A 26588-nucleotide genomic window follows, 5' to 3' on the forward strand; every position below is an offset into this window, starting at 1 on the left:
ACCCTGGTGCAGGGTGGAGAACCAGCGGTGAGCGGCTGGTGAGCGCCTCCCGGGGAGGTTCCCCGGGCTGATGCAACTCATTCGGCACCCTCACCACACCGGATTGGTCCCGATCGCAGAACGCTCGGTGCGGGAGGATGGGGCATGGCCGTCCTCCTCCGTCCGTGGTCGATCGACGACGCGCCGGCGCTCCTCGCCGCGCGACGATCCACCCCGGATCTCGACACCCAGCTCCCCGCCGACCTGATCGACGAGGACGCTGCCCGTCGGCACATCGGGTCGTGGCCGTCCTCCGGTGCGCACGCCCGCAGTTGGGCGATCGTCGAGGACGGCCTCGCGGTGGGGAACGTCGGCCTGTCGGCGATCGAGTCCCGGCACGGGACGGCCTGGGCGTCCTACTGGCTGGCCGGCGACGCCCGCGGTCGCGGCCTCGCCACCCGAGGGCTGGCGGCAGTGGCTCGCTGGGCGTTCGGCGCCGGGTTGCACCGGCTCGAGCTCGGCCACCGGGTGAACAACCCCGCATCGTGCCGGGTGGCGACGGGCGCGGGGTTCGTCGCCGAGGGGATCGAGCGGCAGAAGCTCCGCTACGGCGCCGAACGGTTCGACGTCGAGACGCACGCACGGCTCGCGAGCGACCCCGTGCCCGACGTCGCGGCCGTCGAACTGCACGGCGACCCGCTCCGGATCGACGGGGCGCCCTGACCGCGAGCGCATACTGATCCGATGACCCGCGCACTCCTCCTCGTCGACATCCAGCAGGACTACTTCCCGGGCGGGGCGTTCCCGCTCGTCGGTCCGGAGGCGGCCGCGACCGCCGCACGCACGGTGCTCGACGGGTTCCGCGCGGCCGGCGACCTCGTCGTGCACGTCTTCCACGTCGCGACCGAGCCCGACGCCACGTTCTTCCGGCCGGGCACGCCGGGGCTCGAGTTCCACCCGTCGGTCGCGCCGATCGACGGCGAGCGGGTGGTCGAGAAGCACGAGCCGAACAGCTTCGTGGGCACCGGCCTGCAGGCGCTCCTGACCGACGCCGGCGTCACCGAGCTCACCGTCGTCGGGATGATGAGCAGCATGTGCATCGACTCGACCACCCGGGCGGCGCAGGAGCTCGGCTTCTCCGTGACCGTCGTCGCGGACGCCTGCGCGGCGCCCGACCTGGCGTTCGGCGACGGCACGATCCCGGGCGCGAGCGTCCACGCCGCCTTCATGGCGGCGCTCGACGGCAGCTTCGCGACGGTCGTCACGAGCGCCTCCCTCGGAAGGAGCACTCGCCCCCACGCAGGATGACGCGGCCGGACGCGGCCAGCAGCCCCGACTCGGAACGACGCGGGACGAGACGACCCGCCGTCCCCACACGGGATGACCACATCTCCCCCGAAGGGCGGACGCGGCCGACTCCCAGACCCCCGTAGCGTTGCCGCCGTGATCGAAGTCGAGCACCTCACCAAACAGTACGGTCCGAAGACCGCCGTCGACGACGTCTCGTTCGTCGTGCGGCCGGGCAGCGTGACCGGCTTCCTCGGGCCCAACGGCGCCGGGAAGTCCACCACGATGCGGATGATCATGGGGCTCGACCGCCCCACGTCCGGCACGGCGACGGTGAACGGGCAGCCGTACCGGAGCTTCCGCGACCCGCTCCGGCAGGTTGGGGCGCTGCTCGAGGCGAAGGCCGTCCACCAGGGCCGGAGCGCCTACAACCACCTGCTCTCGCTCGCCGCGACGCACGGCATCCCGAAGTCCCGCGTGCACGAGGTCATCGACATGACCGGCCTCGACTCCGTCGCGAAGAAGCGCGTCGGCGGGTTCTCGCTCGGCATGGGGCAGCGCCTGGGAATCGCTGCCGCACTGCTCGGCGACCCGAAGACCCTGATCCTCGACGAGCCGGTCAACGGTCTCGACCCGGACGGCGTGCTCTGGGTGCGGCAGCTCGCCCGTCGGATGGCGGCCGACGGTCGCACCGTCTTCCTGTCCAGCCACCTGATGAGCGAGATGGCGCAGACCGCCGACCGCGTCGTGGTCCTCGGCCGCGGTCGGGTCCTCGCGGACGCCCCCATCCAGGAGTTCGTCGCCGGCGGCGGCACCGGTGGCAGTCGCGTCGTCGTCCGCACGCCGGCCCCCGACCAGCTGTTCCAGGCGATCGGTCCGAACGCGTCCGTGACCCCGCGCGAGGACGGCACCTTCATGGTCGTCGGCCCGGACGCCACCACGGTCGGGAACATCGCCGCCCAGGTCGGTGTCCCGCTGCACGAGCTCACCCCGGTCGGCGCGAGCCTCGAAGAGGCCTACATGGCGCTGACCCGCGACGACGTCGAGTACCGATCGGAGGGCGCCCGATGACCGCCACGACCCTGCCGCCCACCACCGGACTCCGGTTCGGACGTCTCGTGCGGAGCGAGTGGATCAAGTTCCGCAGCATCCGCTCGACGGTCTGGTGCCTCGCGATCCTCGTCGTCCTGACGATCGCGATGGCGTTCCTCATCGGCAACGCGCTCGACGTCGGCGGTGCGGTGTCCAAGGACAGCCAGAACGGCACCCTCGTCACGATCAACACCGCGAGCGTCAGCCTGACGGCGCTCGTCGTCGCGGTGCTCGGCGTGCTCATCATCACGGGGGAGTACGGCACCGGCCAGATCCGGTCGACGTTCACCGCCGACCCGCACCGCACCGGCGCGGTCCTCGCGAAGGCAGCCGTCCTCGCGGTCACGACCTTCGTCGTCAGCGCGGTGTCGATCTGGATCGGCGTCATCGTGTCGGCAGCGCTGCAGGCGGGCAAGGGCGTGCACGCCGACCTCGCCGACCCGGCCGTGTTCATGCCGCTGCTCGGCGCGTCGGTGTACGTGACGCTCCTCGCGCTGCTCGCGTTCGGCATCGGGCTCCTCGTCCGGTCGAGCGCCGGCGGGATCGCGATCACCCTCGGGCTCCTGCTGGTGCTCCCGGTCGTGCTGTCCCTCATCGCGAACGTCATCCAGGCGCAGTGGCTCCTCGACGTCACGAAGTTCCTGCCCGACCAGGCCGGGGCGCAGCTGTTCGCCTACTCGTCCGCGGACGCCGTCCAGCAGGAGGGCGTGGTGCTGAACGGCTGGGCCGGCTTCGGTGTCCTCGTCGCCGAGGTCGTGGCGGTGGGTGCGCTCGCCCTCGCGGTCGCACGCCGACGCGACGTCTGACGGTCCCGCCACCGGACGGGAGGCGCGGTGCGGGCCCGCACCGCGCCTCCCGTCCGACACGGAATCCGTATGCTCGCTCTGTGCCCCGTCTCCGCCCACGTCTCGTCCCGGCTGCCACCGGGCTGCTCGTGGTCGGCGGACTGCTCGCCGTCGCCGGCTGCGCCGCGACACCGCCGGTCGACGCGACGGAGCTCCGGCAGTGGCGGAGCGCACAGGACGCGGCGACCGAGGCCGATCCGGACGTCCTCGGCGTGCTGACCGCCGACATCCAGCCCGGGCGCCAGGACCCGGCCGACGTCGGACCGGGAGTGCGCCTGCAGTTCCCCGCGTCGCACGACGTCGACCACCTCGAGTTCTCCTGCTACGGCAACGGGCACATGCAGGGCACGATCCGCATCGAGTCGCGCCGCGGGTCGGGGAGCTTCGTCGTCGATCCCGTGGACTGCCGGGACAGCCCGCACCCGATCCGGCTGACCGAGTTCGCGAGCACGGCCGTCGACTCCGTCGGGTTCGCCGCGTTCGACAGCGACCGGCCGAGCGCCTGGCGGCTCGTCATCGTCGGGACGCCCGGCGACGGCTGAGCCGGGCCGGCCCCGGGTGCGGCCGCTCAGCGCCGGATGTCGTACCGGTGCATCGTCACGCCCGTGTCCCACCGCTGCTGTTCGAGCAGGTCGAGGACGAGCGGCGGTCGCACCCCCGACGCCGGCGGGTCGAACAGCGGCCGACCGCGCCCGAGCACCGCGGGGTGCGTGAAGACCATGAGCTCGTCGAGGAGCCCCGCGTCGAGGAGCTGCGTCGCGATGCTCGGGCCGCCGACCCCGACGTCGCCCTCGGAGCCGGTGCGGATGCGGGCGAGCTCCTCGATCGCGTCGCCGTCCCGGCCGATGACCCGCGTGTTGTGGTCCGCCGCCGTCCGCGTGCGGGAGACCAGGACCTTCGGCTGCTCGGTCCAGATCTCGCCGTACTCGCGCATGAACGCCGGCAGGGACGGATCGGTGCGGGCATCGGGCCAGAACGGGTCCATCAGGTCGCGGACCACGCGCCCCTCGACGGACAGCGTCATCGCCCGGGCACGACGGTTGAACTCGCGGTGGAGGGTCTCGTCGATGCGGACCCACGCGGGTCCGTCCGGGCCCTCGTGCTCCCCGGCCTCGGTCTCGACGAACCCGTCGACCGAGGCGTTGATCCAGTAGACGAACCGTGCGGGCATCCGGTGCCTCCTCGGGCTGGTCGGTCGGTGGCGACGAGCGTACGCTCGCCCTCGTCCGCACGCTCCTCGACGACGAGAGCAGGTCCACCGTGCGCCGATCACTCCGAGCGGTCCTCGCGATCGCGACGGTCGCGGGGCTCGCGACCACGTTCCTCCAGGTCGGTGCCGGCAGTGCGCCCGCCGTCGCCGCGGTGACGACGTCCGCCCGAGCCGGGGCCGCGCCCGCGCACGAGAACCCGATGACGCTCGCGCTGCCGGACGGACAGACGGCGGCGAGCTGCGCCGACCCGACCGTCGTGCATGGCGCCGCACGGGACCGGAACTGGTACCTCTACTGCACGTCCGACGCCCTGACCGCGACGGAGCAGGACCCGGACGGGTCACTCGTGCAGCACACGGTCCCGACCTACCGCTCCACCGACCTCACGCACTGGCGGTACGTGGGTGACGCGTTCTCGTCGAAGCCGTCGTGGGTGGGCGACACGAACGGCATCTGGGCACCGGACGTGGTGTACCGCGCCGGGACGCACGGGCGGCCGGGCACCTGGTACCTCTACTACGCGGCGTCGGACACCCCGACCGCCACCGCACCGACCGGCGGCGGGTCGGCCGTCGGCGTCGCGACGAGCCCCGGCCCGACCGGTCCGTGGACGGACTCCGGCGGGCCCGTCGTCGCACCGCAGGCCGCGCCGAACGGCACCGGGCAGCGGTGGGAGTTCGACCCCGAGGTCATCACCGACCACGGCCGCACGTACCTGTACTTCGGCAGCTACTTCGGCGGGGTGCACGTCCGGCAGCTCAGCGCCGACGGCCTCCGGTCCGTCCCGTCCACCGAGCGCCAGATCGCGATCGACAACCGCTACGAGGGCACGTACCTGATGCGGCACGACGGCTGGTGGTACTTCACGGGCTCCGCGACGAACTGCTGCAACGGCGCCCTCACCGGGTACGGCGTGTTCGTCGCCCGGTCGCGCAGCCCGCTCGGCCCGTTCACCGACCAGGACGGCGTCCCGATCACGAGCACCCGGGTCGGCGGCACACCGCTGCTCGCCCAGAACGGGAACCGCTGGGTGGGCACCGGGCACAACACGGTCGTCACCGACTTCGCCGGGCAGGACTGGATCGTCTACCACGCCGTCGACCGCCACGACCCGTACTACGCGGGGCAGGGCACGTACACGAAGCGCCCGGTGCTGATCGACCCGCTCGACTGGGTGCACGGCTGGCCGGTCGTCCGCGGTGGCGCCGGTCCCTCGGAGGGCGTGCAACCCGGACCGGTGGCGCAGCCCGGCGAGCGACCGACGTACCGCGCGACGGCCGCGCCGGTCGACGTGCCCGGACGGACGATCCGTGCGCTGTCCACCGGGTTCGACGGGTCGACCCTGCCACCGGCCCTCCGCTGGACGCGCGAACCCGACCGCTCGACCTGGACCGTCTCGGGCGGCGCCCTCCGCTGGCAGACCCAGGACGCCGACATCCACCCGCCCGGGACGCCGCTCGCCTCGGTCCTGTCCGAACCCGCTCCCCGCGGCGACTGGGTGGCCGAGACCACCGTCGCGGTCGACACCCCCGCGACCGGCGACGGCGTGAACTACGTCCAGGGCGGGCTCGTCGTGTACGGCAGCGACAGCGATTACCTGCGCCTGACGTCCAACTCGATCTTCGACACCCGGCAGACGGAGTTCGGCAAGCAGGTGTCCGGGCAGCCTGCGGGCGCCCCGACCTACGGCAACATGGTCGTCGGACCGGTCGGGGACACCACCACCCTGCGGATCGTGCACCGCTTCGTGGCCGGGGAGCACCGGTACACCGCGTACACGAGCGTCGACGGGCGGCACTTCGTGCGCGGCGGGACGTGGACGGCAGACCTCGGCGCGACGCCGCGGATCGGGCTCGTCTCGCTCGGCGGGGCCGGGTTCACGAGCACGTTCGACGACCTGCGGGTGAGCACGGTGACGACGACCCGGCGCTGACGGCGCCGCACGGCCGCCGGCCCCCGGCGCGCCCCCGGTCCGGGCCAGGCCGGGCCCGGCGGTCCGGGGGCGGTCGGCGCGCGCGCCCAGCCGGGTCACTGAGCGCGTCGACGGAACACGATCCCCGCCGAGATGGGAAGATGCACCGAAGCCAGCCCGCACCGAGAACGAGGTTCGATGAGTCCGACCGAGGACGCCCAGTCCGCGGCCCCCCTGCTCGACGGGCGCTACCGGCTCGAACACGCGATCGGGCAGGGCGGCATGTCCACCGTCTACCGGGGCGTCGACGAGAGCCTGCACCGCCCCGTCGCCGTCAAGGTGTTCCACGCCGGCACGGTCGACATCGCCCGCCAGGAGGCCGAGCTCGGCGTCCTCGCGGCCCTCGAGCACCACAACCTCGTCAGCCTGCTCGACACCGGTGTCGTCACCGGGCGGGACGGCACGCACCAGCGCTACCTCGTGATGGCCCTCGTCACCGGGCAGGACCTCGAGGAACGCCTCGCCGTCGGCCCCCTCGCCGCCCGCCACATCGCCGAGATCGGCTACGACATGGCCGAGGCGCTGGACTACATCCACAGCCACGGCGTCGTGCACCGCGACATCAAGCCCTCGAACATCCTGCTCGTCGACTACGGCAACGACTCCGACCGTGCCCGTGCCCGGCTGACGGACTTCGGCATCGCGCTCGCCGCCGGGGTGGAACGCCTCACCGCCGACGGCGTCACCACCGGCACCGCCGCCTACCTCAGCCCCGAGCAGGCCCGCGGCGCCGAGGTCGGTGCGCCGAGCGACGTCTACTCGCTCGGCCTCGTCCTGCTGCAGTGCTTCACCCGGCGCCGCGAGTTCCCGGGGTCGCTCGTCGAGTCCGCCGTCGCGCGGCTCTCACGCGACCCGGTCGTCCCCGAACCGCTCCCGGACCACTGGAAGCACCTGCTGACGGCGATGACCGCGCAGGACCCGGCCGCACGCCCCGCCGGCGCCGACCTCGTCACGATGCTCCGCGACGTCGTCATCGCCGAGACCACCGGAGCCGACCACGTCGTCGACACCGCACCGGCCGGACCGGCACCGACCACCGCGGACTCCCCGCGCCCCGCGACCCTCGACAGCCTGCCGGAAGAGGCCCTCGGTCGCACCACGGCGATGGCCGCGCGGCTGTTCGACGCGCCGATCGCGCTCGTCGAGGTGCTCGACGAGGACCGTGCCTGGTCGCAGTCGTACATCGCGCCCGGCGTCGACGACGCGGCACGCCACATCAACTTCCGCAACGGGTTCGCGCCCGTGCCCGTCCCCGTCGTGATCCCGGACGGCTCCGTCCACCCGGAGATGCAGCACAGCCCGCTCGTGACCGGGCCGCTCGGCATCCGGTTCTACGTCAGCGTCCCGCTCGTGCGGCACGACGGGTCACCGATCGGCACGCTCGCCGTGCTCGACACGAAGCCCCGGCAGGCGACGGAGGCGGACCTCGCGAACCTGCACGACCTGGCGGCGCTCGCCGTCACGCAGCTCGAGATCCGGCAGGAGTCGCTCCGCACGACGAGCGACGCACTCCCCGTCGCGCACGTCACCGGCGACGAGGACCGCGTGCGGTAGGAGACGGTCGCCGACGACGGACGGGAGGCGCGGTGCGGGCCCGCACCGCGCCTCCCGTCCGTCAGCGGGTCCCGTCTCTCGCTCGCTCGGCCGTCGGCGCTGCCGTCTCCTCAGCCGTCGGTGAGCGCGGCCGCGTAGGCCCGGACCGACCGGTGGTAGCGGGGGAGCGTCGGCTCGACGGCCTCGATCGCGACCCGGAGCGCCTCGTCGGGGCGGCCCGCGCTGTGCAGTGCGAGCGCCAGGAAGACCTTCGGCGCCGCGCCCGTCGCCGGGTGCTCCGGGGCGGCCCGGAGCATGTCGATCGCCTCGTCGACCCGGCCGAGGTTGCGGAGCGTCGAGGCGTGCTGGACGACCATCTGCGCCGCGCGCGTCGGGTCCACGGTGTCGAGGCCGGCGGCGGTCGCGGCCGTGTAGTGGACGTCGGCCTCGGCCTCGTGCCCGCCGGAGTCGTTCGCCCCGCCCAGCTCGAACGCGCCGAGCGCCGGGTGCGGTGCGGTGTCCGCCAGCGCGCGCATGCGGTCGATGCGCTCCTGGTCGTCGATCGTGTCGTCGGCCCAGAGTGCGGCGACGCGGGCTTCCCAGTCCTCGGTGCTCATCCACCCAGCGTACGGCCGGCGCCGGAGCCAGCGCCGACGCCGGACGGGCCGTCCGAGATCGTGGCCCGGAACGACCGCACCAGGGGGATCCCGGGCCGGACGAGCGCCGGGGTGCGCCACGCCAGCGCCGAGCCGATCGCCGGGTACTCGGCCATACGGACGAACCACGGGTCCTCGTGGCCCTGTGCCTCGATCCGGACGGTGGCCGCGGCGCCCTCGAACGCCGCCGTCCACTCGATCCACGGTGCGACCGACCCGTGCACCGCGTCCTCGCCGCTGGCCGTCGCCGTCCGGACCGTGACGTCGGAGCACGGTGGGAAGCGCCAGGTGAAGCCGCCGTACCCGGCGCCGACCCGTCCGTTGCTCCCCGGTCCACCCAGGCGGACGACCGCGTCACCCGGCACCCGGAACGACGAGGACCACGTGAGCTCCCACCCGGCGTCGACGGGCCGCCAGGCGAGGGTCCGGTCCTCGTGCAGCGCGACCGTCCGGTCCGGACGCTGCCAGCGGACCTCCTGCTGCAGGCTCGGTCCGTGACGCTCGGCGTGCGGGACCGTGGCGCGGCCGTGGTCGTCGCGCCAGACGTAGCCCTCGCCGTGCACGGAGGTCCGGCCGCCCCAGCAGTTCACGCCGTCGAGGTCGGGGATCGCGATGCCGACACCGCAGTGCCAGTCGTGGTCCGGCGGGTGGTGGGCGCTGACGACCGTGCCGCCGAGGGTCCGCACGGGGTGCAGGTACGGACGGGGCGACGACGTCGGGATCGTCCCCGCGCCGTCGAGGACCGACGCGACCGGGACGCCGTCGACGACGAGCTCGTCCAGCACCTCGTCGCGGACCGCGTGGGCCCACGGGGCCCCGACCTCGGAGAACAGCGCGCCCTGGTCCGCCGCACGCTCGACGACCGCCTCGACGTCCGTGACGAGCGGTCGACGCGCGGGCCCCTCGCCCTCCCACGTCACCCACGGGTGGTCGATCTGCACCGGCGCGGTCGCCCGCACGGCCTCGAGCACCTCGACGAACGCGCCGGTCGACACGAGCGGCACGAGCAGCGCGTCGCCGCGGGAGCGGTGGGCGAGCAGGTTCTCGAGCAGGTCGGTGCGACCGAGGCCGTGGGTGACCCCGTCGATCGTGACCTCGTCGGTCGTGTACCCGAGGACGGCGCTCCCCGTCGTGCCACGGACCCGCACGCTCGGCAGGACCTCGGTCGGCCCGCACAGGGTGAGCGCCGCGGTCGCCTCGCGTCCGGTGGTCGTCGTGACCCGGACGGCCGAGGTGTCGTCGCCCTCGATCGCGTTCGCCCGGTACAGCTCCACCTCGACGCGCGCCACCTCCTCCGCGCGTCGGCAGCCGACGAGCGCGAGGGCGGTCGCAACGGCGTGGGCGAGCGGGTTCGTGACCACGCCGTCGAGGACGTCCACACCGTTCACCCGACGGCGGCCCGCCCACGCCGACCGGTCCCAGTACGCCTGGTTCCTCGTCCACGTGCCGATCGCCGCGGCGGAGCGGACGGTCCCGACGACGGAGCCGTCGCGGATCGCGGGGAGTGCGTGGGACCCGAGGCTCTGGAACCCGACCTGCACCACGCGTCCGGTCCGTCGCTCGGCGTCGAGCAGGGTCGCGAGGGCCGCCCGGGTCGTCACGGGCGGCTTCTCGATCAGCACGTCGGCGCCGGCCTCGAGCGCGGACAGGGCGAGGGGCAGGTGCGCGGCGATCGGGGCGGCGACCACCACGACGTCCACCGGCCAGTGCGCCCGCGCGGCGGCGACGTCGTCGACGACCGGCACGCCGCCGTCCTCGTCGGCGTCGAGGGTCGGGTCGACGACGGCCGTCAGCGTGCAGACCCCGAGTCCGACGAGCCGGTCGATGGTCGCCCGGTGGTGCAGGCCGTAGCCGCGCGCGCCGACGAGGACGATGCCTGGAGGCGCGGTGGCGTCGGTGCTCACACCCAGGACGGTACCGCCGGGGTCGGACACGCACCAGCCCGTCTCCGGGTGGCTCAGAGCCGTCGCACGAGCACCACGGAGTCGACGACATCGCGCAGCGAACCGTCGGGCGTCGTCGCGGTGCGCGGTCGGAGCTCGGCGGCGACGACCTCCCACTCGGCACCGAGCGCGAGCGCCGCGAGGTCCTCGGCCGGCGTCGGGAACCGGTACGCCCGCAGGTCCTCGGGCAGCTCGTCGTGCGGGGGAGCGGCGTGGGCCGTCACGAGCAGGCGTCCGCCCGGCGCCACGAACCCGGTGGCCTGGTGCAGGATCCGCTCGCGCGGGATCGTCACCGGCCACGACTGCAGGAACGACGCGGTGACGAGGTCGAACCGGGCGGCGGTCGTCCACGCACCCAGGTCGGCCGCGACGAACGCGGTCCGTTCCTCGACCCCGGCGGCGACGGCTGCACGGGACCCGCGCGTGATCGCCGTCACCGACAGGTCGACCCCGGTGACGTCCCACCCCTCCCCGGCGAGCCAGAGGACGTCGCCGCCTTCGCCGCAGCCGAGGTCGAGCGCCCGCCCCGGCGGAAGCGACGAGGCCACGTCGGCGAGCACGGCGTTCACCTGCCCCGACCAGATCCCGTCGTGCTCGGCGTAGCGGGCCTCCCACCAGGTGCGTGCGGAACCGGATGCGCTGGCGGCGCTGTCGTCGTGGGTGTGCATGCGCACACTCCACCGCACGGACCGGGCAGGACCCAAGCGGTGTTGCCGCCCTGGCAACGTCGCACCGTGCGTGGCGGGGCCGCACCGCGCCTCCTGGCCGCCCGATCGTGAGCAGAAGACGTCGGGTCGCCGTCCCCGACCCGACCATTTCTGCTCACGAAGCGCCCGCGGGCCCCCGCGCCCGCGCCCGCGCCCGCGGGCCCGCGCGCCCGTCAGTCGACCGGGCCGGCGTGCTCGATGCGGGCGCTCGCCGTGGCCATGTGGTCGTCCATCGCCCGCTGCACCGCGAGGACGTCGCCGGCACGGAGCGCCTCGAGGATGGCGCGGTGCTCCTCGTACGCCGCCTCGGTGGCCTGGCGCGTGCGGACCCGACGGCCGACCCAGACGCTGAGCATCGAGCGGAGACTCTGCAGCAGGTCGGCGAGCACGTCGTTCCCGGCTGACCGGGCGAGCAGGACGTGGAAGCGGACGTCGGCCTCGATGAACGCGTCCGGGTCGTCGAGCGTCTCGTGCTGCCGGTCGATGTAGGTCTGCAGCTCCTCGAGCTGCTCCGGGGTCGCGCGCTGGGCGGCGAGGATCGCGGCGGTGCGCTCGAGCGAGGAACGGACCTCGAGCAGCTCCCGGGTCCGGTTCGACGCGAGCATGAGCCCCCACGACAGGGTCGTCGGCAGCAGGTCCGAGGTGCCGCCCTGCAGGTACGTGCCGGACCCCGGGCGGATCTGCACGATACCGAGGATCTCGAGCGCGGCGAGGGCCTCGCGCACGGCGGAGCGGCCGACCCCGAGTCGTTCAGCGAGCACGCGCTCGGCGGGCAGGCGCGATCCCGGGGCGAGGTCGCCGGCGGTCAGCAGGGACACGAGCTGTCGAGCGACCTCGGAGGCGGGCGACCCCGTCGGGACCGACTCGAGCTCGAGGCGGATGTTGAGCGGGTCGTCCGGGCTGAACGCGGGCATGGAGTGAGCGTACCGGTCGGTCAACCGGTTGCTGGCGAGCATCGAAGCGATCCGTGGGTTGCAAATGGTCAACCGGTTGACAAGTCGGTGTGGTCCGCGCACACTGGTCCGAGCGCACCGATGCGCCACCTCCGAGCCCGGCGCAGCAGTCGGCCGGAGCACCACCCCACCCGAGCAGGAGTCATCGTGGACATCCCCGCCACGCGAGGCATCCCCACCTCGGTCGTCGAGAAGACGACCATCCGCAAGATCGCGATCCGCATCGTGCCGTTCGTGGCGCTGATGTTCTTCATCAACTTCCTCGACCGCACCGCGATCTCCTTCGCGGCCCCGAACGGCATGGAGGCCGACCTCGGCCTGACCGCGGCCCAGTTCGGGTTCGCCTCCGGTGTGTTCTTCATCGGCTACCTCGTGCTCGAGGTGCCGTCCAACCTGGCGCTGCACAAGTTCGGCGCCCGCGTCTGGCTCGCCCGGATCATGATCACGTGGGGCATCGTCTCGCTGCTGTTCACGTGGGTGCAGAACTACCCGCAGCTCGTCGGCCTGCGTTTCCTGCTCGGCGTCGCCGAGGCCGGGTTCTTCCCCGGCGCGATCCTGTTCCTGTCGACCTGGGTCCCGGCCCGGCACCGCGGCAAGATGCTCGCGCTCTTCTACCTGGCGCAACCGCTGACCAGCGTCATCGGGTCGCCGCTCGCCGGCTGGCTGATGACCCACGAGGGACTGCTCGGCGGGCTCGCCGGCTGGCGCTTCATGTTCCTCTGCGTCTCGATCCCGGCGATCGTCGTCGGCGTCCTCTGCCTCTTCGTGCTGAAGGACAAGCCGTCCCAGGCGAAGTGGCTCGACGAGGACGAGAAGACCTGGCTCGAGGGTGCGCTCGCGAAGGAGAACGACCAGAAGCAGGGGAGCGCACACGGCAAGGGTGGCCTCCGTGCGGCGTTCGGCTCCGGGCGCGTCTGGATGCTCGCCGCGGTCTACTTCGGCTTCATCTACGGCCTGTACGCCCTGAGCTTCTTCCTGCCGACCATCATCGACGGCTTCCAGGAGCAGTTCGGCACCACGTTCGACCTGTTCCAGAAGGGGCTCATCACGGCGATCCCGTACGTGCCCGCCGCCGTCGTCCTCTACTTCTGGTCGCGTGACGCGTTCCGCCGCGGCGTGCGGGTCTGGCACATCGCGGTCCCGGCCCTCGTCGGCGGCCTGAGCATCCCGGTGGCGCTCTACATGAACAGCCCGGCCGCCACCGTCGCCGTCATCGCGATCACGGCCTGCTCGATCTTCGCCGCCCTGCCGAACTTCTGGACGGTCCCGACGCAGTTCCTCACCGGTGCCGCAGCAGCGGCCGGCGTCGCGCTCATCAACACCGTCGGCAACCTCGGCGGCTTCGCGGCCCCGTACATCACCGGCGCCGTGAGCGAGTGGACCGGCGGGTACCAGGTGCCGATGTTCATCGTCGGGTTCTTCATGGTCCTGTCGAGCGTCCTGATGTTCGTCCTCGGCCGGAACACGAAGCGGAACGAGCGACGCGATGCCGACGCTGCTGTGCCGGCAGCGGCGACCACGACCCAGGAGTCCCACGCATGACACGCCTCTTCAACGATCCGGCGGACTTCGCCGACGAGGCCACCGACGGCTTCGTCGCGGCGAACGCGCGCTGGGTGCGGAAGGTGCACGGCGGGGTCGCCCGCTCGACCACGAGCCCCGAGGGGACCGTGGCGCTCGTCGTCGGCGGCGGCTCCGGGCACTACCCGGCGTTCGGCGGACTCGTCGGGCACGGTCTTGCCGCCGGAGCCGCGATGGGCAACCTGTTCGCCAGCCCGAGCGCCCAGCAGATCACGGCGGTCGCGAAAGCGTCCGAGCACGGCGGCGGTGTGCTGCTGAGCTACGGCAACTACGCCGGCGACGTGCTCAACTTCGATGCCGCGGCGCGGGCACTGGCCGACAGCGGGATCGACGTCCGCACGGTGCGGGTGACCGACGACGTCGCGTCAGCCGACCGGACCGAAGCGCACAAGCGCCGCGGCATCGCCGGTGACCTGTGCGTCTTCAAGGTCGCCGGCGCCGCAGCCGAACGCGGGGACGACCTCGACACGGTCACCGCGATCGCCAGCCGCGCCAACGACCGCACCCGCAGCTTCGGGGTCGCGTTCTCCGGCTGCTCGCTGCCCGGTGCCGACGAGCCGCTCTTCACCGTCCCCGAGGGTCGCATGGCCATCGGCATGGGCATCCACGGGGAACGCGGCATCGCCGAGGCCGACGTCCCCACCGCCGACGGTCTGGCCGACCTGCTCGTCGACAAGCTCCTGACCGAGCTGCCGGAGACCGTGGACGCGCACGCCGGCCAGCGCGTCGTCCCGATCCTGAACGGCCTGGGCAGCGTCAAGTACGAGGAGCTCTTCGTCGTGTTCAACGCCGTGCAGCGCAAGTTGACCGCGGCCGGCGTCGTGGTCGTCGAACCCGAGGTCGGCGAACTCGTCACGAGCTTCGACATGGCCGGCGTCTCGCTGACCCTCTTCTGGCTCGACGACGAACTCGAGCACCTCTGGGCCGCACCCGCCGACAGTCCCGCGTACCGCAAGGGCGGTGCCGTCTCGCAGGAGCAGGTCGCACCCGAGACCCTCGCCGCGGACGAGCGGGCACGGGTCACGCCCGGCACCGAGGCGTCGCAGGCCGCCGCCGCCCGGGTCGCCGCGGCGATCACGGCCATCCGCGTCACCATCGACGACCACGCCGACGAGCTCGGCCGCATCGACGCCGTCGCCGGTGACGGTGACCACGGCATCGGCATGCAGCGTGGCTCCACCGCCGCGGACGCGGCAGCGCAGGACGCCGCAGGTCGCGGCGCCGGTGCCGGCTCCGTCCTCGCGATCGCCGGTGACGCCTGGTCCGACAAGGCCGGTGGCACCTCCGGTGCGATCTGGGGAGCCGCCCTGGAGGCACTGGGTCGCGTCCTCGGCGACGACCAGCGTCCGTCAGCCGCCACCGTCGCACAGGCCGTGCACGCGGCCGTCGAAGCGGTCCTCGCCTTCGGTGCCGTCCCCGGCGACAAGACCATGGTCGACGCGATCGTCCCGTTCGACCAGGTCCTCACCGACCGCGTCGCGGCCGGTGAGGACCTGGTCAGCGCCTGGTCGGCCGCGTCCGCCGCCGCGACGGCCGCTGCCGACGCCACCGCCGACCTGCTGCCCAAGATGGGCCGCGCTCGCACCCACGGCGAGGACGCGGTCGGCACCCCCGACGCCGGCGCGATCTCGTTCGCTCTGATCACCGCGGCGGTCCTGTCGACCGTCTCCGTCCCCGCCTGACCCACACCACCACGAAAGGCACCCGCATGAGTGACCAGCAGTTCCGCATCGTCGTCGGCTCGGACGACGCCGGGTTCGACTACAAGGAGATCATCAAGCAGGACCTGCAGGCCGACCCGCGCGTCGTCTCCGTGGTCGACGTCGGCGTCGACGCGGACGGCCACACCGCGTACCCGCACGTCGCGGTCGACGCCGCACGCCTGGTCGCGAACGGCGAGGCCGACCGCGCGATCCTGATCTGCGGCACCGGGCTCGGGGTGGCGATCGCGGCGAACAAGGTCCCCGGCATCCGGGCGGTCACCGCGCACGACTCGTTCAGCGTGGAGCGCTCGGTCCTGTCGAACGACGCCCAGGTGCTCTGCATGGGCCAGCGCGTCGTCGGAGTCGAGGTCGCCCGCCGGATGGCGAAGGAGTGGCTCGGCTACACGTTCGACGCTTCGAGTGCCAGCGCATCGAAGGTCGCGGCGATCTGTGCCTACGACGGCTCGGCCCCGGCCGGGACCGACGCCTGATGCCGGCGACCACGGCGGCCGCCCCGATCACGATCGGGGTGTCGCTCAAGATGTACTTCGGGCACGCCCGGACGCTCGAGTGGGCGGCCGCCGTGGCCGACATCGCCCGGACCCACCCTGTGGTCCAGTCCGGCGCGGTCGAGCTGTTCGTCATCCCGACGTTCCCGTCGCTCGTGCCGGTGCACGCCGTGCTCGAGGGCACCCCGGTGCTCCTCGGCGCGCAGGACCTGGCGTGGGCCGACAAGGGCGCCTTCACCGGTGAGGTGTCGGGCCGCGAACTCCGCGAGATCGGGGTCGACCTCGTCGAGATCGCGCACGCCGAGCGGCGTTCCCTGTTCCACGAGACCGACGACGAGGTCGCGGGGAAGGTGCACGCCGCCTTCCGCAACCACCTGCGACCCCTGATCTGCGTCGGGGAGACCACCCGCCCCACCGGCTCGGCCGCCACGTCGCTCCGCAAGCTCCGCGACGCGTCGGCACCGGCCGGCGTGGGCCCTGCCTCCAGTCAGACCGCCGTGGCGGACGTGACCGCGCAGCTCGACCGGTTCCTGGCGACCGCGACCGCGGACGGTCTCGCCGGGCCGATCATCGCGGCGTACGAACCCGTGTGGGCCATCGGCGCCCCGGCGCCCGCGCCCGACGAGCACATCGTCGCGGTCCTCGCCGGCATCGAGGAGCACCTCGCTGCCCGACCGGACCTCGCCGGCTCCGTCGCGATCTACGGCGGCAGCGCCGGACCGGGCCTCCTCACCCGTGGCCAGGGTCGGATCGGCGGACTGTTCCTCGGCCGGTTCGCGCACGACCCCGGGGCTATCCGGACGATCCTCGACGAGGCGGCACAGCTGAGGGCGAGCGCATGACCTCCCTGCTCGGCCTGTCCACCTACGCGTACTTCTGGCGGATGTCCGACCGCGTGCCGGACCCGATGTCGCTCGACGAGGCGATGCGCGACGCGGCAGCGCACGACGGCGTCGACCTCTTCCAGATCTGCGACCACCTGCCGCTCGACAGCGCGTCCGACGAACGACTCGCGGCGATCCGGGCGCTGGCCGACGAACTCGGGCTCGCGCTCGAGGTCGGCACCCGCGGCACGGACCCCGCGCACCTCGCGCGGTACCTCCACGTCGCCGAGGCGCTCGGCGCGACCCTCGTGCGGAGCATGTGGACGAGCGGCGACGACCAGCCCGACGCGCTCGAGACCGAGCGTCGACTGCGCCAGGCTCTCCCCGCGTACGAGGCCGCCGGCGTGACCCTCGCGCTCGAGACGTACGAGGTCGTCGCCACCCCGGACCTCGTCGCCGTCGTGCGGGCCATCGGCTCCGACCACCTCGGGATCTGCCTCGACCCGGCGAACACCGTCGCGCGACTCGAGCACCCCGCGGACGTGGTCGCGATGACCGCACCGCACGTCGTCAACTGGCACGTCAAGGACTCCGGGTTCACGCGGTCGCCGGGGTGGGTCGGCTTCCAGTACACCGGCGTCCCGATCGGCACCGGGGTCGTCGACCACGACGCCGTCCACGCCGCGCTCGACCCGGACACACGGGGGATCAATCGCGTCATCGAGTTCTGGCTGCCGTGGCAGGACGCGCACGCCGGCGCCGAGTCCCACCCGGGCGAGTCGCCCGCACAGACCACCACCCGCATCGAGGCGGCGTGGACCGAACACACCATCGAGTACATCAGGAGCAAGGAATCATGACCGACACCGTCACCACCACCCACACCGTCGCTGCCGGATCCGGTACGGCCGACGTCACCGTCGCCGTGATCGGTGCCGGCGGCAAGATGGGCACCCGCGTCTCGAACAACTTCGCGAAGAGCGAGTACACGACGCTCTACAGCGAGGCCTCGCCCGCCGGGCAGGAGCGCATCGAAGCGCTCGGACGGACGATCACCGACAGCGTCGAGGCCGCCAGGGTCGCCGACGTCGTCGTGCTGGCCGTGCCGGACGTCCTGCTTGGCAGCATCTCCGAGCAGCTCGTCCCGGTCATGAAGCCGGGCGCCAGCATCCTGACCCTCGACCCGGCCGCCGCCTACGCGGGGCTGCTCGCGAAGCGCGACGACATCCACTACGCCGTCGCGCACCCGTGCCACCCGTCGGTGTTCCTCGAGCGCACCACCAAGGAGGAGTGGGACGACACCTTCGGTGGCATCGCCGCCCCGCAGGAGGTCATCGCGGCCTTCGACGCCTCGGAGTCCCTCGGTGACGAGGGCGACACCGCCAAGACCGTCGCCGAGGCCGTCATCACGACCATGTACGCGCCGGTCATCCAGGTGCACTGGGTCACGGTGAAGCAGCTCGCCGTCCTCGAGCCGACGCTCGTCGAGACCATCGCGTGCATGATCGGCGACTTCCTGAACGACGCGCTCGAGGAGACCGTCACCGGCGTCGGCGTGCCCCGCGAGGCCGCCCGCGCCATGCTCTACGGCCACACCTGGATCGCCCTGACGAACGGCCTGCGCGGCTCGAACCCGTTCTCGGACGCCTGCCACATCGCGATGGGCTACGGCCGCGAGAAGCTCATCAAGGAGGACTGGAAGCAGGTCTTCGACGACAGCGAGCTCGACTCGGTGATCGCCAAAATGCTCAAGATCGACGCCGTCAAGCGCTGATCACCCCCGAGACCGGAACGCCCCGCCGACCCCCTTCCGGCGGGGCGTTCCTCGTGGTCCCCACGCCTCGGCGAGCGTGATCGAGGCGACACCCGGCACCGTGAGCGCCTGCACCGCCGCCGCGAACCACGCGGCGGCGGCCGCGGAGTGCTGCTGCGGATCCGTCGCGTCCGGCACGAGCTGCGGCCCGTAGCCGGTTTCGACCGAGGCGTCGGTCACGACCCGGCGCGGTGACGTCGCCACCGCGTTGAACCGCGGACGGAGCGTCACCGGCCCGACGTGGAGCGGCCTGCCGGCGGCGAGCCTGGAGGCGCTCATCACCACCCAGCGCTGCATCCGGACCGACTCGGTCACCTGGGCACGGCTGCGGTCGTGCATCTGCGGCGTCACGCTGAACGTGAGCGGGCCGTCCCAGTCGACGAAGCGGTCGATCGTGCGGTTGAGCTCGGTGAAGTGCGCGCGGGTGCCGGCCACGACCTCGAGGCCGGTCCGGGCCGCCGCGGCGTCCCGGAGCGCGCGCTGCAGCGGCCCGGTGGTCACGTGCGACGACGGGTCGAAGGCGCCGATGCGGACCACGGGTCCGGTCGCCAGCACGTCGTCGATCGCCCGGCGCAGCAGGTCCGGGTCGTCGGTCACGAACCGGACGTCGAGCGGGGCCCCACGGGCGTCCCGCCGGGCCGCGGCGAGCACCGCGGCGACGTCGGGGTCGCCGAGGGCGGGTTCGACGAGGATCGGGGCCCCGCCCGGCAGGTCGTCGTCGTCGGGTCGTCCGGCTGCCGGGGCGGACGACGCCAGGAGCTGGAGGGTCGGGGGCGGGGTGACCACGGTGGTCGGACCCGGCCCGTCGAGTGGCGTGCGGTCGGGGTCGGGGGAGGGCGCGCCTCCCGGCCGCCGCACCGCGGCCAGGGTGAGCGCCTGTCGGATCACGGTCCCGGCGTCGAGCGCAACCGGGAACGGCTCGGCGAGCGGTGTCGAGTAGGTCTTGAACGAGGCGTCGGTCCAGTTGCGCTGGTCCTCCATCTCGAACACGTCGCCGGACAGGTCGAGCGTGCAGGCGGTCCGGCCGGTCGTCCAGGTGTACCCGGCGACGTCGGTCGCGGGCTGGTGCGGGGCGATCCAGAGCGGGAACGCGTGGTCGGTCGGCGGCGACGCGGGGTGCCTGATCGTGACCGGGGTGCCGGCGAGCGTCGGCGGGTGCAGCACGACCAGGCCGATGCGGTTGCGGCGGAAGGGGGCTGCCGTGGTGGCGGTGACGTCCACGCGCAGGGTGTCGCCGGTGAGGGCGAGGTCGATGACCGACCGGAGGACGGCGGCGTCGTCGATCGCGCTCACCACCTCGGTGCGCACCCGCACGTCGGTCGTGCCCGTCGTGGTGACGGTCCGCCCGGTCACGGTGTCGTCGGCGGTCCGCCAGTCGTGGTCGCGGGTGACGAACCGGACGCCGCGCAGGACCAGTACCCCGTCGTGGCGGACGTCGGCGACCTCCGCGCCCCGGAGGGTCACCTGCCACGGCCCGACGACGAGCACGTCCTCGGCCACCGCGTCGTCCCACGTCACGTCGTCCCGCACCACGTCGTCGGTCATGTGCCCTTGCTACCAGTCGGTCAACCGGTTGCGCAATGATGGGTCCTGGAGCGACGTCGCTCCGAGGACGGGGCAGTGCTGCCCCGAGGACGGAGTGCACGCATGACCGGACGACTGACCGGCAAGACCGCCCTGGTGACCGGGGCCGGAGCGGGGATCGGGCGGGCGATCGCCGACCGGTTCGTGGCCGAGGGCGCACGGGTCGTCTACGCCGACCGGGACGCGGCCGCCGCCGAGGCCGCCGCCGGGGACGCCGGGATCGCGCTCACCGTGGACATCGCCGACGAGTCGAGCGTGACGGCGGGCTTCGCCGAGCTCGCAGCCCGCGGCACCGTCCCCGACGTCGTGGTCGCCAACGCCGGCGTCCAGCTCTTCGGGCACGACGCCAAGGTCGCCGACGTCTCGCTCGAGACTTGGAACCGCACGGTCGCCGTGAACCTGACGGGCACCTTCCTCACCGTGAAGCACGCGGTCCGGGCGATGCTCGCCGCCGGGGGCGGCGGGTCGGTCATCGTCACCGGGTCGCCGACCGGCCTGAACGGCGAGGGGGCCGACTTCGCCGCCTACTCGTCGACGAAGGGCGGGGTCCACGCGCTCGTCCGCGCGACGGCGATGGCCTACGCCCGCGACGGCATCCGCGCGAACACCGTCGTGCCGGGCTACACCGAGACGTCGCTCGTCCGGGCGATCTCCGGCGACCCCGCGTCGCGCGCGGCCATCGTTGCGCGGACGCCCCTCGGCCGGGCCGGCACACCGGACGACGTCACCGGGATCATGGTGTACCTCGCGAGCGACGAGTCGTCCTACGCGACCGGGGCCGTCTTCCGGGTCGACGGCGGCATGACGAGCCTGTAGCTCGAGGTCGCCCGGCGGCCCGGATCGGGGCCGCACCGCGTACCGCGCTTCGATCCGGATAGCGCGGGCTGGGTGTCCGGTCCACGTGGGCCGTCCACGGCGCGCGTAGCGTCACGGTCAACGACGGTCTCGCTCTGCGTCCCTCTGACGCTCCGGTGAACCCTCCCTGACCCTGAGGATCCGTTCTGGACGTCGGTCCACACCAGGGTCGAAGCGGAGCCGGCGCTCGCGAACAGGGAGCACGAGATGAGCAACTACGAGTCGAACGACGACGTCCAACAGGTCCGGGTGACGACCTACCGGTACCTCAGACGAGCGAGCCGCCGCGGGTGGGCGATCCCGGTCGAGGCCGAACCCTCGCTCGCGGACCTCGTGGGGGAACGGGGCTCGGGCGGTCCGGAGGGACGGTGATCCCCGCGGTCGACCGACCGGCACCCGAGCTGGCGTCCACCGAACTCAGCGGGACGCCCGTCCGCGAAGTGGTCCGGAGCGGCAGCGACCCCGAGGCGGCGCTCGAGTTCTACCGCGAGGTCTACGACGGCCGCGACATGGCCTTCGAGCCGTCACCGGAGGGGTTCGGGTTCCGCTACCGCGCGACCGGCGACGACCGCGTCAGCCTCCGGACCTCGTCGGTCTCGGCGGCCCGGTCCGGCATCCTCGCGCCCGAACGCCAGTACCTGCTCGCCTGGTCGGTCGAGGGCGGCATCGTGGTCGACGACGACCGTGCCGACGCCGTCACCCTCCGCCCGGGCGTCCCGGTGCTGTACCCGGCCGGACGGCCCTTCCACGTCTGGGCACCGCCCGGCACCAAGCACCTCGTGCACGTCGACGCCGACTTCCTCGAAGCCGTCGCCGTCGTCGGCACCGACTCCGCACCCGTGCCCCTCGCGTTCCCGGTGACCGCGCAGCCGGACCGGCTCGTCGGGCTCCAGACCGTGCTGCGGCGCGTCGCCCGACCGCTGCTCGACGTCTCGGTCGTCGGGCCGGACCGCGCGGCGCTCGACCTCCGGCTCGCCGAGGCGGTGCTGGCAGCGTTCCGCACCGGTGCCGGACCGCCCGAACGGGTCGCACCCGCCGGGAACGTCGAACGTGCGAAGGCCTTCATGCACGCGCACTTCGACCGGACCCTCGCCGCGACCGACATCGCGGCGGCCGCCGACGTCAGCGTCCGGACCCTGCAGGAGGGCTTCCAGCGACGTGAGGGCAGCACCCCGATGGCCTACCTGCGGGACCTCCGGCTCGAGAAGGCCCGCCTCGGGCTCGAGCTCGCCGACCCCCGCGAGACCTCGGTCGCCATGGTCGCCCACTCCTGCGGGTTCCGCCACATGGGGCGGTTCTCGGGCTCGTACCGCGCCGCGTACGGCGAGTACCCGGGGGACACCCTCCGCGGTCGGCGGAGACTCGTAGGCGCCGCGGATATCGTCGGGTGATGCCCCCAGAGACCAGTCCCGCAGCCGTGGTCGGCGACACCGAGTTCGCCGTGCGCGGGGCCGGTGCGCCGGTGCTCGTCGTGCACGGCACCCCCGGCGGGATCGACGTCGCCGAGATCATGGCGCGGTTCCTGCCGTCCACGGAGTTCCGGGTGGTGACGCTCTCGCGCCCCGGGTACCTCGGCACGCGCATCCGGCCCGGCCACGACTCGCTCGACGACGAGGCCGATCGCTACGCCGCCCTGCTCGACGCGCTCGGCGTCGACCGGGTCGGTGTGCTCGCCTGGTCCGGCGGGGGACCGGCCGCCTACCGCTTCGCCGCCCGCCACCCCGACCGCGTCCGGTCGCTCGTCGTCGCCGCCGGACTCACCGGCCGGTGGGAGCCGCCCGCGGTCCCCGCGCCCGTCCGGATCGTCGGCGGCTCCGCCTTCGGCGCCGCACTCGCCCGGCTCGCCGCGCGGCTCCTGCCCGCGCTCGTCGTCCGGATCGCGGTGTCCGGGGTCAGCTCGCTGCGCGGCCCCGCACTCCGCGCCCACGTCCACGGCGTCCTCCGCGACCCCGACCGACGATCGTTCGTCGTCGACCTCGCCGGCACCGGCAACACCTCGGGCCCGCACCGCGCCGGCTGGGAGGCCGACGTCCGGAACCTCGGCGCGATCGAGGACCTGGCGCTCGACGAGGTCCGCGTGCCGACGTTGCTCGTGCACGGCGAGGCGGACACCGACGTCGACCCGTCGCACAGCGCCCGCGCGGCGGCGACCGTGCCGGGTGCCGAGCTCGTGACGGTCCCCGGCGGCACGCACTTCGCGCTCTGGGACCACCGCGAGGCCCGGGCCCTGCAGGCGCGTGTCCGGGAGCACCTCGGCCGCGGCGCCCTCTGACGCCCGGCGGACGCGCCCACCGCGCGCGATCCCGTGGGACCGGCACCGCGCCTCCTGGCGGTCGCGGTGGCGACGGGAGGCCCTGCGCGCGGTCACGTGGAAGCCGCGATCCGGGGGACATCTTCGGGGGACGCGCCGGTCGATCCGTCGGTGCGAGCGGTCGCGGCTCGCCTCGACTCGCTGGCGCGGGGCCGGGAGGCGCGGATCGCCGCCGTCATGCGGCACGCGTCGGTCTGACCCGCGTCCGCAGGCCTCTGTGCCGGTTCTGAAGGGGCTGCGAGAAACGCCGCAGCCTGTGACGAACCGCAGGAATCCGCCGCTGGTGCCCAGCCGGGTCCAGGTTCGTGACCAATACGTTATCTTTCCGAGCCGCCTCCGCACCCGCCCGGGTCGGCTGGTCCGACCCGGAAGGAACCATGGGACGCCACGCACTCCCCGCCGCCCCCGACGGCGCAGCCGGCACCGGACCCGTCGAGCGCCGCGCCGGTGCCGCGGTCAGCGTCCCGCAGGTCGACACCGCGGTCGAGCCGCGCCGTCCCCGCGGACGTCGTTCCGCGTTCGGGCCCGCCGTCGCACGGTCCACCTTCGTCGAGCACGCGAAGCCGGCCCGCACCGTCTCGATGTCGCCCGCCCGACCGGTCGCCTCGACGGCGGTCGCCGGGGCAGCCGTCCTGTCGCGGTCCGCGGTGCTGCGTGCCGAGCGCGCCGCCGACCCGAAGCACATCCGTCGGGCGGCGAACGCCAAGCGCGCGGCGATCCTGCTCGCGCCGGCCCTCGCCGTCACCTCGAGCCTGACGCTCGCGGTCCCGGCGAACGCGGCCACCCCGTCGACCGACGCGCACCAAGGGACGACGACCTCGCAGCACACCCAGACCTACACGGTCGCCCGCGACGTCGAGGTCCCCGTGGTCTCGACGGACGGCATGACGACCACCACGACCGTGGTCTCCTACCCGACGATCGTGACGAAGTTCGGCGTCAGCACGCAGCAGGCCGAGGACGCGATCTCGAAGGTCCTCTCGGCCGGCGGCGACCGGGCGACCGTGGTCTCGACCGCCCTGCAGTACATGGGCGACCCGTACGTCGAGGGCGGCGCGAGCCACGAGGGCATCGACTGCTCCGGCCTGACGATGGTCGCGTACGCGGCCGTGGGGATCCCGCTCGTGCACTACGTGCCGACGCAGGACGCCGCCGCGACCACGATCCCGGAGTCCGAGGCGCAGCCGGGCGACCTCGTCGTGTACGACAACGAGGACCACGTCGGGATCTTCCTCGGCGACGGCCTCGTGCTGCAGGCGCCGCACCCCGGCGCGGTCGTCGACATCGTGCCGATGTACTCGGCGGCGCACCACTTCGCCCGGGTCCTGCCCGCCGGCAGCTGACCGGTCCTGCCCGCCGGCAGCTGACCGGTCCTGCGCGCTGGCAGCCGCCCTCGACGGCAGACTCGTCGGTCGGCCACGGGGTACGCGAGCGCGCGCTCCGGACGGCCTCACCCGAAGAGTCCGCCCGGAGCGCGTCGGATCCCCCCGATCCACGTCCACCGTACCCGGTATTCCGCATTCACATACATGACGATCGCCATGGAATCGGGCACGTCGCGGTCGTCCCGTAAACTGGAGTGATGGCCTCCGAGACCCGCACCCCCTTCGAAGAGCAGCGCTCTGCTCGACCGCAGGTGCGTCCGCGCACCGAGGGCTGGACGCAGGCCACCGGCTCCGACGGCCGGCCCCTGCTGCAGTTCGCCTCCCCGAAGCGCGGCAAGCCGCCCGTGCACCTCGCCGACATGACGGTCGCCGAGCGCGAGGCGAAGGTCGTCGAGCTCGGGCTGCCGAAGTTCCGGGCGAAGCAGCTCGCCACCCACTACTTCACGCACTACACGTCCGACCCGGCGGCGATGACCGACCTGCCGGCCGCCCAGCGCGAGGAACTCGTGGCGGGGATGCTCCCGCCGCTCCTCACCGAGACCCGTCGTCTCGCGACGGACAAGGGCGACACGATCAAGTTCCTCTGGAAGCTGCACGACGGCGCCCTGGTCGAGTCGGTGCTCATGCGGTACCCGGGGCGCATCACGCTCTGCGTCTCGTCGCAGGCCGGGTGCGGCATGAACTGCCCGTTCTGCGCCACGGGGCAGGCCGGACTCACCCGGAACATGTCCACCGCCGAGATCATCGAGCAGATCGTCCGCGCGAACGCCGCGATCGCCGCCGGGGAACTCGGGGGCGATCCCCGCAAGGGCGGGAAGGACCGCGTCGACGCCGAGCGCGTGACGAACATCGTCTTCATGGGCATGGGGGAGCCGCTCGCGAACTACAAGCGGGTGATGGACGCCGTGCGGATCATGGTCGCACCGCAGCCGAACGGCCTTGGCATGAGCGCCCGCGGCATCACGATCTCCACGGTCGGGCTCGTACCCGCGATCAACAAGCTCGCCGACGAGGACATCCCCGTCACCTTCGCGCTGTCCCTGCACGCTCCCGACGACGAGCTCCGCGACGAGCTCATCCCGGTGAACTCGAAGTGGAAGGCGGACGAGGCGATCGACGCCGCCCACAACTACTTCGTCAAGACAGGGCGGCGTGTGTCGATCGAGTACGCGCTCATCAAGGACATGAACGACCACGCGTGGCGTGCCGACCTGCTCGCCGAGAAGCTGAACAAGCGCGGCAAGGGGTGGGTGCACGTCAACCCGATCCCGCTCAACCCGACGCCCGGCTCGGTGTGGACCTCCTCCGAGGTGCACGTGCAGGACGAGTTCGTCCGCCGGCTCAACGCCGCCGGCATCCCGACGACCCTCCGCGACACCCGCGGCAAGGAGATCGACGGGGCGTGCGGCCAGTTGGCCGCGGCGGAGTAGGACCGGCGAGTTCGGTTCGGTTCGGTCCGGTTCGTCTGGTTCGTTCGGGAGGCACGGTGCGGGTTCGCACCGTGCCTCGCGTCGTTCCCGGCGCCGGATCCGCGTGTTCCCGGGCCTCGCGGGCCCGACACGCCCGGGATGTGGGCCGGGTTGGTGCTGCCGTTCACCTCTGCGTAAAGTAATCACTCGTTGCCGCTGAGGCGGAGAACGGAACGGCCGAGACGGTCACCGGGTCACAGACCAGGAGATCTTGTCCGCCACGGTTCTTCCCCGGGCAACGAAAGCCAAAGCCTCTCTGGCGATGTTCGCTTCTGCGAGCGGAGTGGGGAGTGCGTCTGGTCCTTGAGAACTCAACAGCGTGCACATTGTCAATGCCAATTTATTGACCCCGTGCCTGGTCTGCTTCGGCAGGTTG

Annotated in this window: 26 protein-coding genes; 19 read left to right on the top strand and 7 right to left on the bottom strand. The window is 73.1% G+C overall.

The window, feature by feature from the left end; all coding sequences use genetic code 11:
• Window positions 1–144: 144 nt before the first annotated feature.
• From ACIQUC_RS17555 to ACIQUC_RS17575, 5 genes are all read left to right on the top strand, one after another.
• On the top strand, window positions 145–702 hold the full coding sequence (locus tag ACIQUC_RS17555; protein WP_402269380.1) for a GNAT family N-acetyltransferase: 558 nt from the start codon (window positions 145–147) through the stop codon (window positions 700–702).
• Window positions 703–723: 21 nt separating this feature from the next.
• Window positions 724–1287, top strand: coding sequence for a cysteine hydrolase family protein (locus ACIQUC_RS17560; RefSeq protein WP_402269382.1), 564 nt, complete (start codon window positions 724–726; stop codon window positions 1285–1287).
• A 135-nt stretch (window positions 1288–1422) separates the two neighbouring features.
• Complete coding sequence (locus ACIQUC_RS17565) at window positions 1423–2337, top strand: ABC transporter ATP-binding protein (protein ID WP_402269384.1); 915 nt, start codon at window positions 1423–1425, stop codon at window positions 2335–2337.
• Window positions 2334–3164, top strand: coding sequence for an ABC transporter permease (locus tag ACIQUC_RS17570; RefSeq protein ID WP_022905958.1), 831 nt, complete (start codon window positions 2334–2336; stop codon window positions 3162–3164). Before ACIQUC_RS17565 ends, ACIQUC_RS17570 begins: the two co-directional genes overlap by 4 nt.
• Window positions 3165–3244: 80 nt before the next feature.
• Window positions 3245–3745, top strand: coding sequence for a hypothetical protein (locus ACIQUC_RS17575; protein ID WP_402269386.1), 501 nt, complete (start codon window positions 3245–3247; stop codon window positions 3743–3745).
• A gap of 26 nt (window positions 3746–3771) precedes the next feature.
• On the opposite strand, the gene ACIQUC_RS17580 is transcribed toward ACIQUC_RS17575, so the two are convergent.
• A complete protein-coding gene (locus ACIQUC_RS17580; protein WP_402269388.1) occupies window positions 3772–4374 on the bottom strand; it encodes a dihydrofolate reductase family protein in 603 nt (200 codons plus the stop codon).
• An 89-nt stretch (window positions 4375–4463) separates the two neighbouring features.
• Between ACIQUC_RS17580 and ACIQUC_RS17585 the strand changes: the two genes are divergently transcribed.
• Together ACIQUC_RS17585 and ACIQUC_RS17590 are read left to right on the top strand one after the other, a co-directional pair.
• The gene (locus ACIQUC_RS17585; RefSeq protein WP_402269390.1) at window positions 4464–6347 is read left to right on the top strand and encodes a family 43 glycosylhydrolase; all 1884 of its coding nucleotides are present in this window, start codon (window positions 4464–4466) and stop codon (window positions 6345–6347) included.
• A gap of 177 nt (window positions 6348–6524) precedes the next feature.
• Window positions 6525–7940 (top strand): protein kinase, encoded by a 1416-nt coding sequence (locus ACIQUC_RS17590; protein WP_402269392.1) that lies wholly within the window; start codon window positions 6525–6527, stop codon window positions 7938–7940.
• A gap of 110 nt (window positions 7941–8050) precedes the next feature.
• On the opposite strand, the gene ACIQUC_RS17595 is transcribed toward ACIQUC_RS17590, so the two are convergent.
• From ACIQUC_RS17595 to ACIQUC_RS17610, 4 genes are all read right to left on the bottom strand, one after another.
• Window positions 8051–8536 (bottom strand): tetratricopeptide repeat protein, encoded by a 486-nt coding sequence (locus ACIQUC_RS17595; protein ID WP_022905416.1) that lies wholly within the window; start codon window positions 8534–8536, stop codon window positions 8051–8053.
• On the bottom strand, window positions 8533–10479 hold the full coding sequence (locus ACIQUC_RS17600; RefSeq protein ID WP_402269395.1) for a DUF6807 family protein: 1947 nt from the start codon (window positions 10477–10479) through the stop codon (window positions 8533–8535). Before ACIQUC_RS17600 ends, ACIQUC_RS17595 begins: the two co-directional genes overlap by 4 nt.
• A gap of 53 nt (window positions 10480–10532) precedes the next feature.
• Window positions 10533–11186, bottom strand: coding sequence for a class I SAM-dependent methyltransferase (locus tag ACIQUC_RS17605; protein ID WP_402269397.1), 654 nt, complete (start codon window positions 11184–11186; stop codon window positions 10533–10535).
• A gap of 212 nt (window positions 11187–11398) precedes the next feature.
• Entirely contained in the window at window positions 11399–12139 is a 741-nt protein-coding gene (locus ACIQUC_RS17610) for a FadR/GntR family transcriptional regulator (protein WP_031263206.1), read from the bottom strand.
• A gap of 186 nt (window positions 12140–12325) precedes the next feature.
• Here ACIQUC_RS17610 and ACIQUC_RS17615 point away from each other — a divergent pair, with 186 nt between their 5' ends.
• The 6 genes from ACIQUC_RS17615 to ACIQUC_RS17640 are packed head-to-tail and all read left to right on the top strand — an operon-like array spanning window position 12326 to window position 18569.
• Window positions 12326–13720 (top strand): MFS transporter, encoded by a 1395-nt coding sequence (locus ACIQUC_RS17615; protein ID WP_402269399.1) that lies wholly within the window; start codon window positions 12326–12328, stop codon window positions 13718–13720.
• The gene (locus tag ACIQUC_RS17620) at window positions 13717–15441 is read left to right on the top strand and encodes a dihydroxyacetone kinase family protein (protein WP_402269401.1); all 1725 of its coding nucleotides are present in this window, start codon (window positions 13717–13719) and stop codon (window positions 15439–15441) included. Before ACIQUC_RS17615 ends, ACIQUC_RS17620 begins: the two co-directional genes overlap by 4 nt.
• Before the next feature lie 26 nt (window positions 15442–15467).
• Complete coding sequence (locus tag ACIQUC_RS17625) at window positions 15468–15953, top strand: ribose-5-phosphate isomerase (RefSeq protein WP_402269403.1); 486 nt, start codon at window positions 15468–15470, stop codon at window positions 15951–15953.
• Window positions 15953–16813 carry a triose-phosphate isomerase family protein gene (locus ACIQUC_RS17630; protein WP_402269405.1) on the top strand — a complete coding sequence of 287 codons (861 nt, stop codon included), beginning with the start codon at window positions 15953–15955 and terminating at the stop codon, window positions 16811–16813. The genes ACIQUC_RS17625 and ACIQUC_RS17630 overlap by 1 nt, the downstream gene beginning before the upstream one ends.
• Window positions 16810–17655, top strand: a complete 846-nt coding sequence (locus tag ACIQUC_RS17635) for a sugar phosphate isomerase/epimerase family protein (RefSeq protein WP_402269407.1) — start codon at window positions 16810–16812, stop codon at window positions 17653–17655. The genes ACIQUC_RS17630 and ACIQUC_RS17635 overlap by 4 nt, the downstream gene beginning before the upstream one ends.
• Entirely contained in the window at window positions 17652–18569 is a 918-nt protein-coding gene (locus ACIQUC_RS17640) for a phosphogluconate dehydrogenase C-terminal domain-containing protein (protein ID WP_402269409.1), read from the top strand. Before ACIQUC_RS17635 ends, ACIQUC_RS17640 begins: the two co-directional genes overlap by 4 nt.
• Here ACIQUC_RS17640 and ACIQUC_RS17645 read toward each other — a convergent pair whose 3' ends face one another.
• Window positions 18570–20153, bottom strand: a complete 1584-nt coding sequence (locus ACIQUC_RS17645) for a hypothetical protein (RefSeq protein WP_402269411.1) — start codon at window positions 20151–20153, stop codon at window positions 18570–18572.
• A 102-nt stretch (window positions 20154–20255) separates the two neighbouring features.
• Here ACIQUC_RS17645 and ACIQUC_RS17650 point away from each other — a divergent pair, with 102 nt between their 5' ends.
• The 6 genes from ACIQUC_RS17650 to rlmN all read left to right on the top strand — a co-directional run bounded on the left by ACIQUC_RS17650 (window position 20256) and on the right by rlmN (window position 26173).
• Window positions 20256–21008 (top strand): SDR family NAD(P)-dependent oxidoreductase, encoded by a 753-nt coding sequence (locus ACIQUC_RS17650; protein WP_402269415.1) that lies wholly within the window; start codon window positions 20256–20258, stop codon window positions 21006–21008.
• 246 nt (window positions 21009–21254) lie between these two features.
• Window positions 21255–21419: a hypothetical protein gene (locus tag ACIQUC_RS17655; RefSeq protein WP_022907508.1), complete on the top strand. Its 165-nt coding sequence runs from the start codon at window positions 21255–21257 to the stop codon at window positions 21417–21419.
• A complete protein-coding gene (locus tag ACIQUC_RS17660) occupies window positions 21416–22438 on the top strand; it encodes a helix-turn-helix domain-containing protein (protein ID WP_402269418.1) in 1023 nt (340 codons plus the stop codon). Before ACIQUC_RS17655 ends, ACIQUC_RS17660 begins: the two co-directional genes overlap by 4 nt.
• Window positions 22438–23319, top strand: coding sequence for an alpha/beta fold hydrolase (locus ACIQUC_RS17665; protein ID WP_402269420.1), 882 nt, complete (start codon window positions 22438–22440; stop codon window positions 23317–23319). Before ACIQUC_RS17660 ends, ACIQUC_RS17665 begins: the two co-directional genes overlap by 1 nt.
• Window positions 23320–23735: 416 nt before the next feature.
• Complete coding sequence (locus ACIQUC_RS17670) at window positions 23736–24701, top strand: C40 family peptidase (protein ID WP_402269422.1); 966 nt, start codon at window positions 23736–23738, stop codon at window positions 24699–24701.
• 239 nt (window positions 24702–24940) lie between these two features.
• A complete protein-coding gene (gene rlmN / locus ACIQUC_RS17675) occupies window positions 24941–26173 on the top strand; it encodes a 23S rRNA (adenine(2503)-C(2))-methyltransferase RlmN (protein WP_402269424.1) in 1233 nt (410 codons plus the stop codon).
• Window positions 26174–26398: 225 nt separating this feature from the next.
• On the opposite strand, the gene ACIQUC_RS17680 is transcribed toward rlmN, so the two are convergent.
• Window positions 26399–26588: hypothetical protein (locus tag ACIQUC_RS17680; protein WP_402269426.1), on the bottom strand; the 190-nt coding region annotated here is incomplete at its 5' end.

Source organism: Curtobacterium sp. NPDC098951 (genome assembly GCF_044759965.1).
Lineage (GTDB): Bacteria > Actinomycetota > Actinomycetes > Actinomycetales > Microbacteriaceae > Curtobacterium.

What these genes read in the sequence shown, in the direction of transcription:
- ACIQUC_RS17555 (WP_402269380.1), top strand. Translation starts at nt 145, where the DNA reads ATGGCCGTCCTCCTCCGTCCGTGGTCGATCGACGACGCGCCGGCGCTC.
- ACIQUC_RS17560 (WP_402269382.1), top strand. Translation starts at nt 724, where the DNA reads ATGACCCGCGCACTCCTCCTCGTCGACATCCAGCAGGACTACTTCCCG.
- ACIQUC_RS17570 (WP_022905958.1), top strand. Translation starts at nt 2,334, where the DNA reads ATGACCGCCACGACCCTGCCGCCCACCACCGGACTCCGGTTCGGACGT.
- ACIQUC_RS17580 (WP_402269388.1), bottom strand. Translation starts at nt 4,374, where the DNA reads ATGCCCGCACGGTTCGTCTACTGGATCAACGCCTCGGTCGACGGGTTC.
- ACIQUC_RS17590 (WP_402269392.1), top strand. Translation starts at nt 6,525, where the DNA reads ATGAGTCCGACCGAGGACGCCCAGTCCGCGGCCCCCCTGCTCGACGGG.
- ACIQUC_RS17595 (WP_022905416.1), bottom strand. Translation starts at nt 8,536, where the DNA reads ATGAGCACCGAGGACTGGGAAGCCCGCGTCGCCGCACTCTGGGCCGAC.
- ACIQUC_RS17605 (WP_402269397.1), bottom strand. Translation starts at nt 11,186, where the DNA reads ATGCACACCCACGACGACAGCGCCGCCAGCGCATCCGGTTCCGCACGC.
- ACIQUC_RS17610 (WP_031263206.1), bottom strand. Translation starts at nt 12,139, where the DNA reads ATGCCCGCGTTCAGCCCGGACGACCCGCTCAACATCCGCCTCGAGCTC.
- ACIQUC_RS17620 (WP_402269401.1), top strand. Translation starts at nt 13,717, where the DNA reads ATGACACGCCTCTTCAACGATCCGGCGGACTTCGCCGACGAGGCCACC.
- ACIQUC_RS17625 (WP_402269403.1), top strand. Translation starts at nt 15,468, where the DNA reads ATGAGTGACCAGCAGTTCCGCATCGTCGTCGGCTCGGACGACGCCGGG.
- ACIQUC_RS17630 (WP_402269405.1), top strand. Translation starts at nt 15,953, where the DNA reads ATGCCGGCGACCACGGCGGCCGCCCCGATCACGATCGGGGTGTCGCTC.
- ACIQUC_RS17635 (WP_402269407.1), top strand. Translation starts at nt 16,810, where the DNA reads ATGACCTCCCTGCTCGGCCTGTCCACCTACGCGTACTTCTGGCGGATG.
- ACIQUC_RS17640 (WP_402269409.1), top strand. Translation starts at nt 17,652, where the DNA reads ATGACCGACACCGTCACCACCACCCACACCGTCGCTGCCGGATCCGGT.
- ACIQUC_RS17645 (WP_402269411.1), bottom strand. Translation starts at nt 20,153, where the DNA reads ATGACCGACGACGTGGTGCGGGACGACGTGACGTGGGACGACGCGGTG.
- ACIQUC_RS17650 (WP_402269415.1), top strand. Translation starts at nt 20,256, where the DNA reads ATGACCGGACGACTGACCGGCAAGACCGCCCTGGTGACCGGGGCCGGA.
- ACIQUC_RS17655 (WP_022907508.1), top strand. Translation starts at nt 21,255, where the DNA reads ATGAGCAACTACGAGTCGAACGACGACGTCCAACAGGTCCGGGTGACG.
- ACIQUC_RS17665 (WP_402269420.1), top strand. Translation starts at nt 22,438, where the DNA reads ATGCCCCCAGAGACCAGTCCCGCAGCCGTGGTCGGCGACACCGAGTTC.
- ACIQUC_RS17670 (WP_402269422.1), top strand. Translation starts at nt 23,736, where the DNA reads ATGGGACGCCACGCACTCCCCGCCGCCCCCGACGGCGCAGCCGGCACC.
- rlmN (WP_402269424.1), top strand. Translation starts at nt 24,941, where the DNA reads ATGGCCTCCGAGACCCGCACCCCCTTCGAAGAGCAGCGCTCTGCTCGA.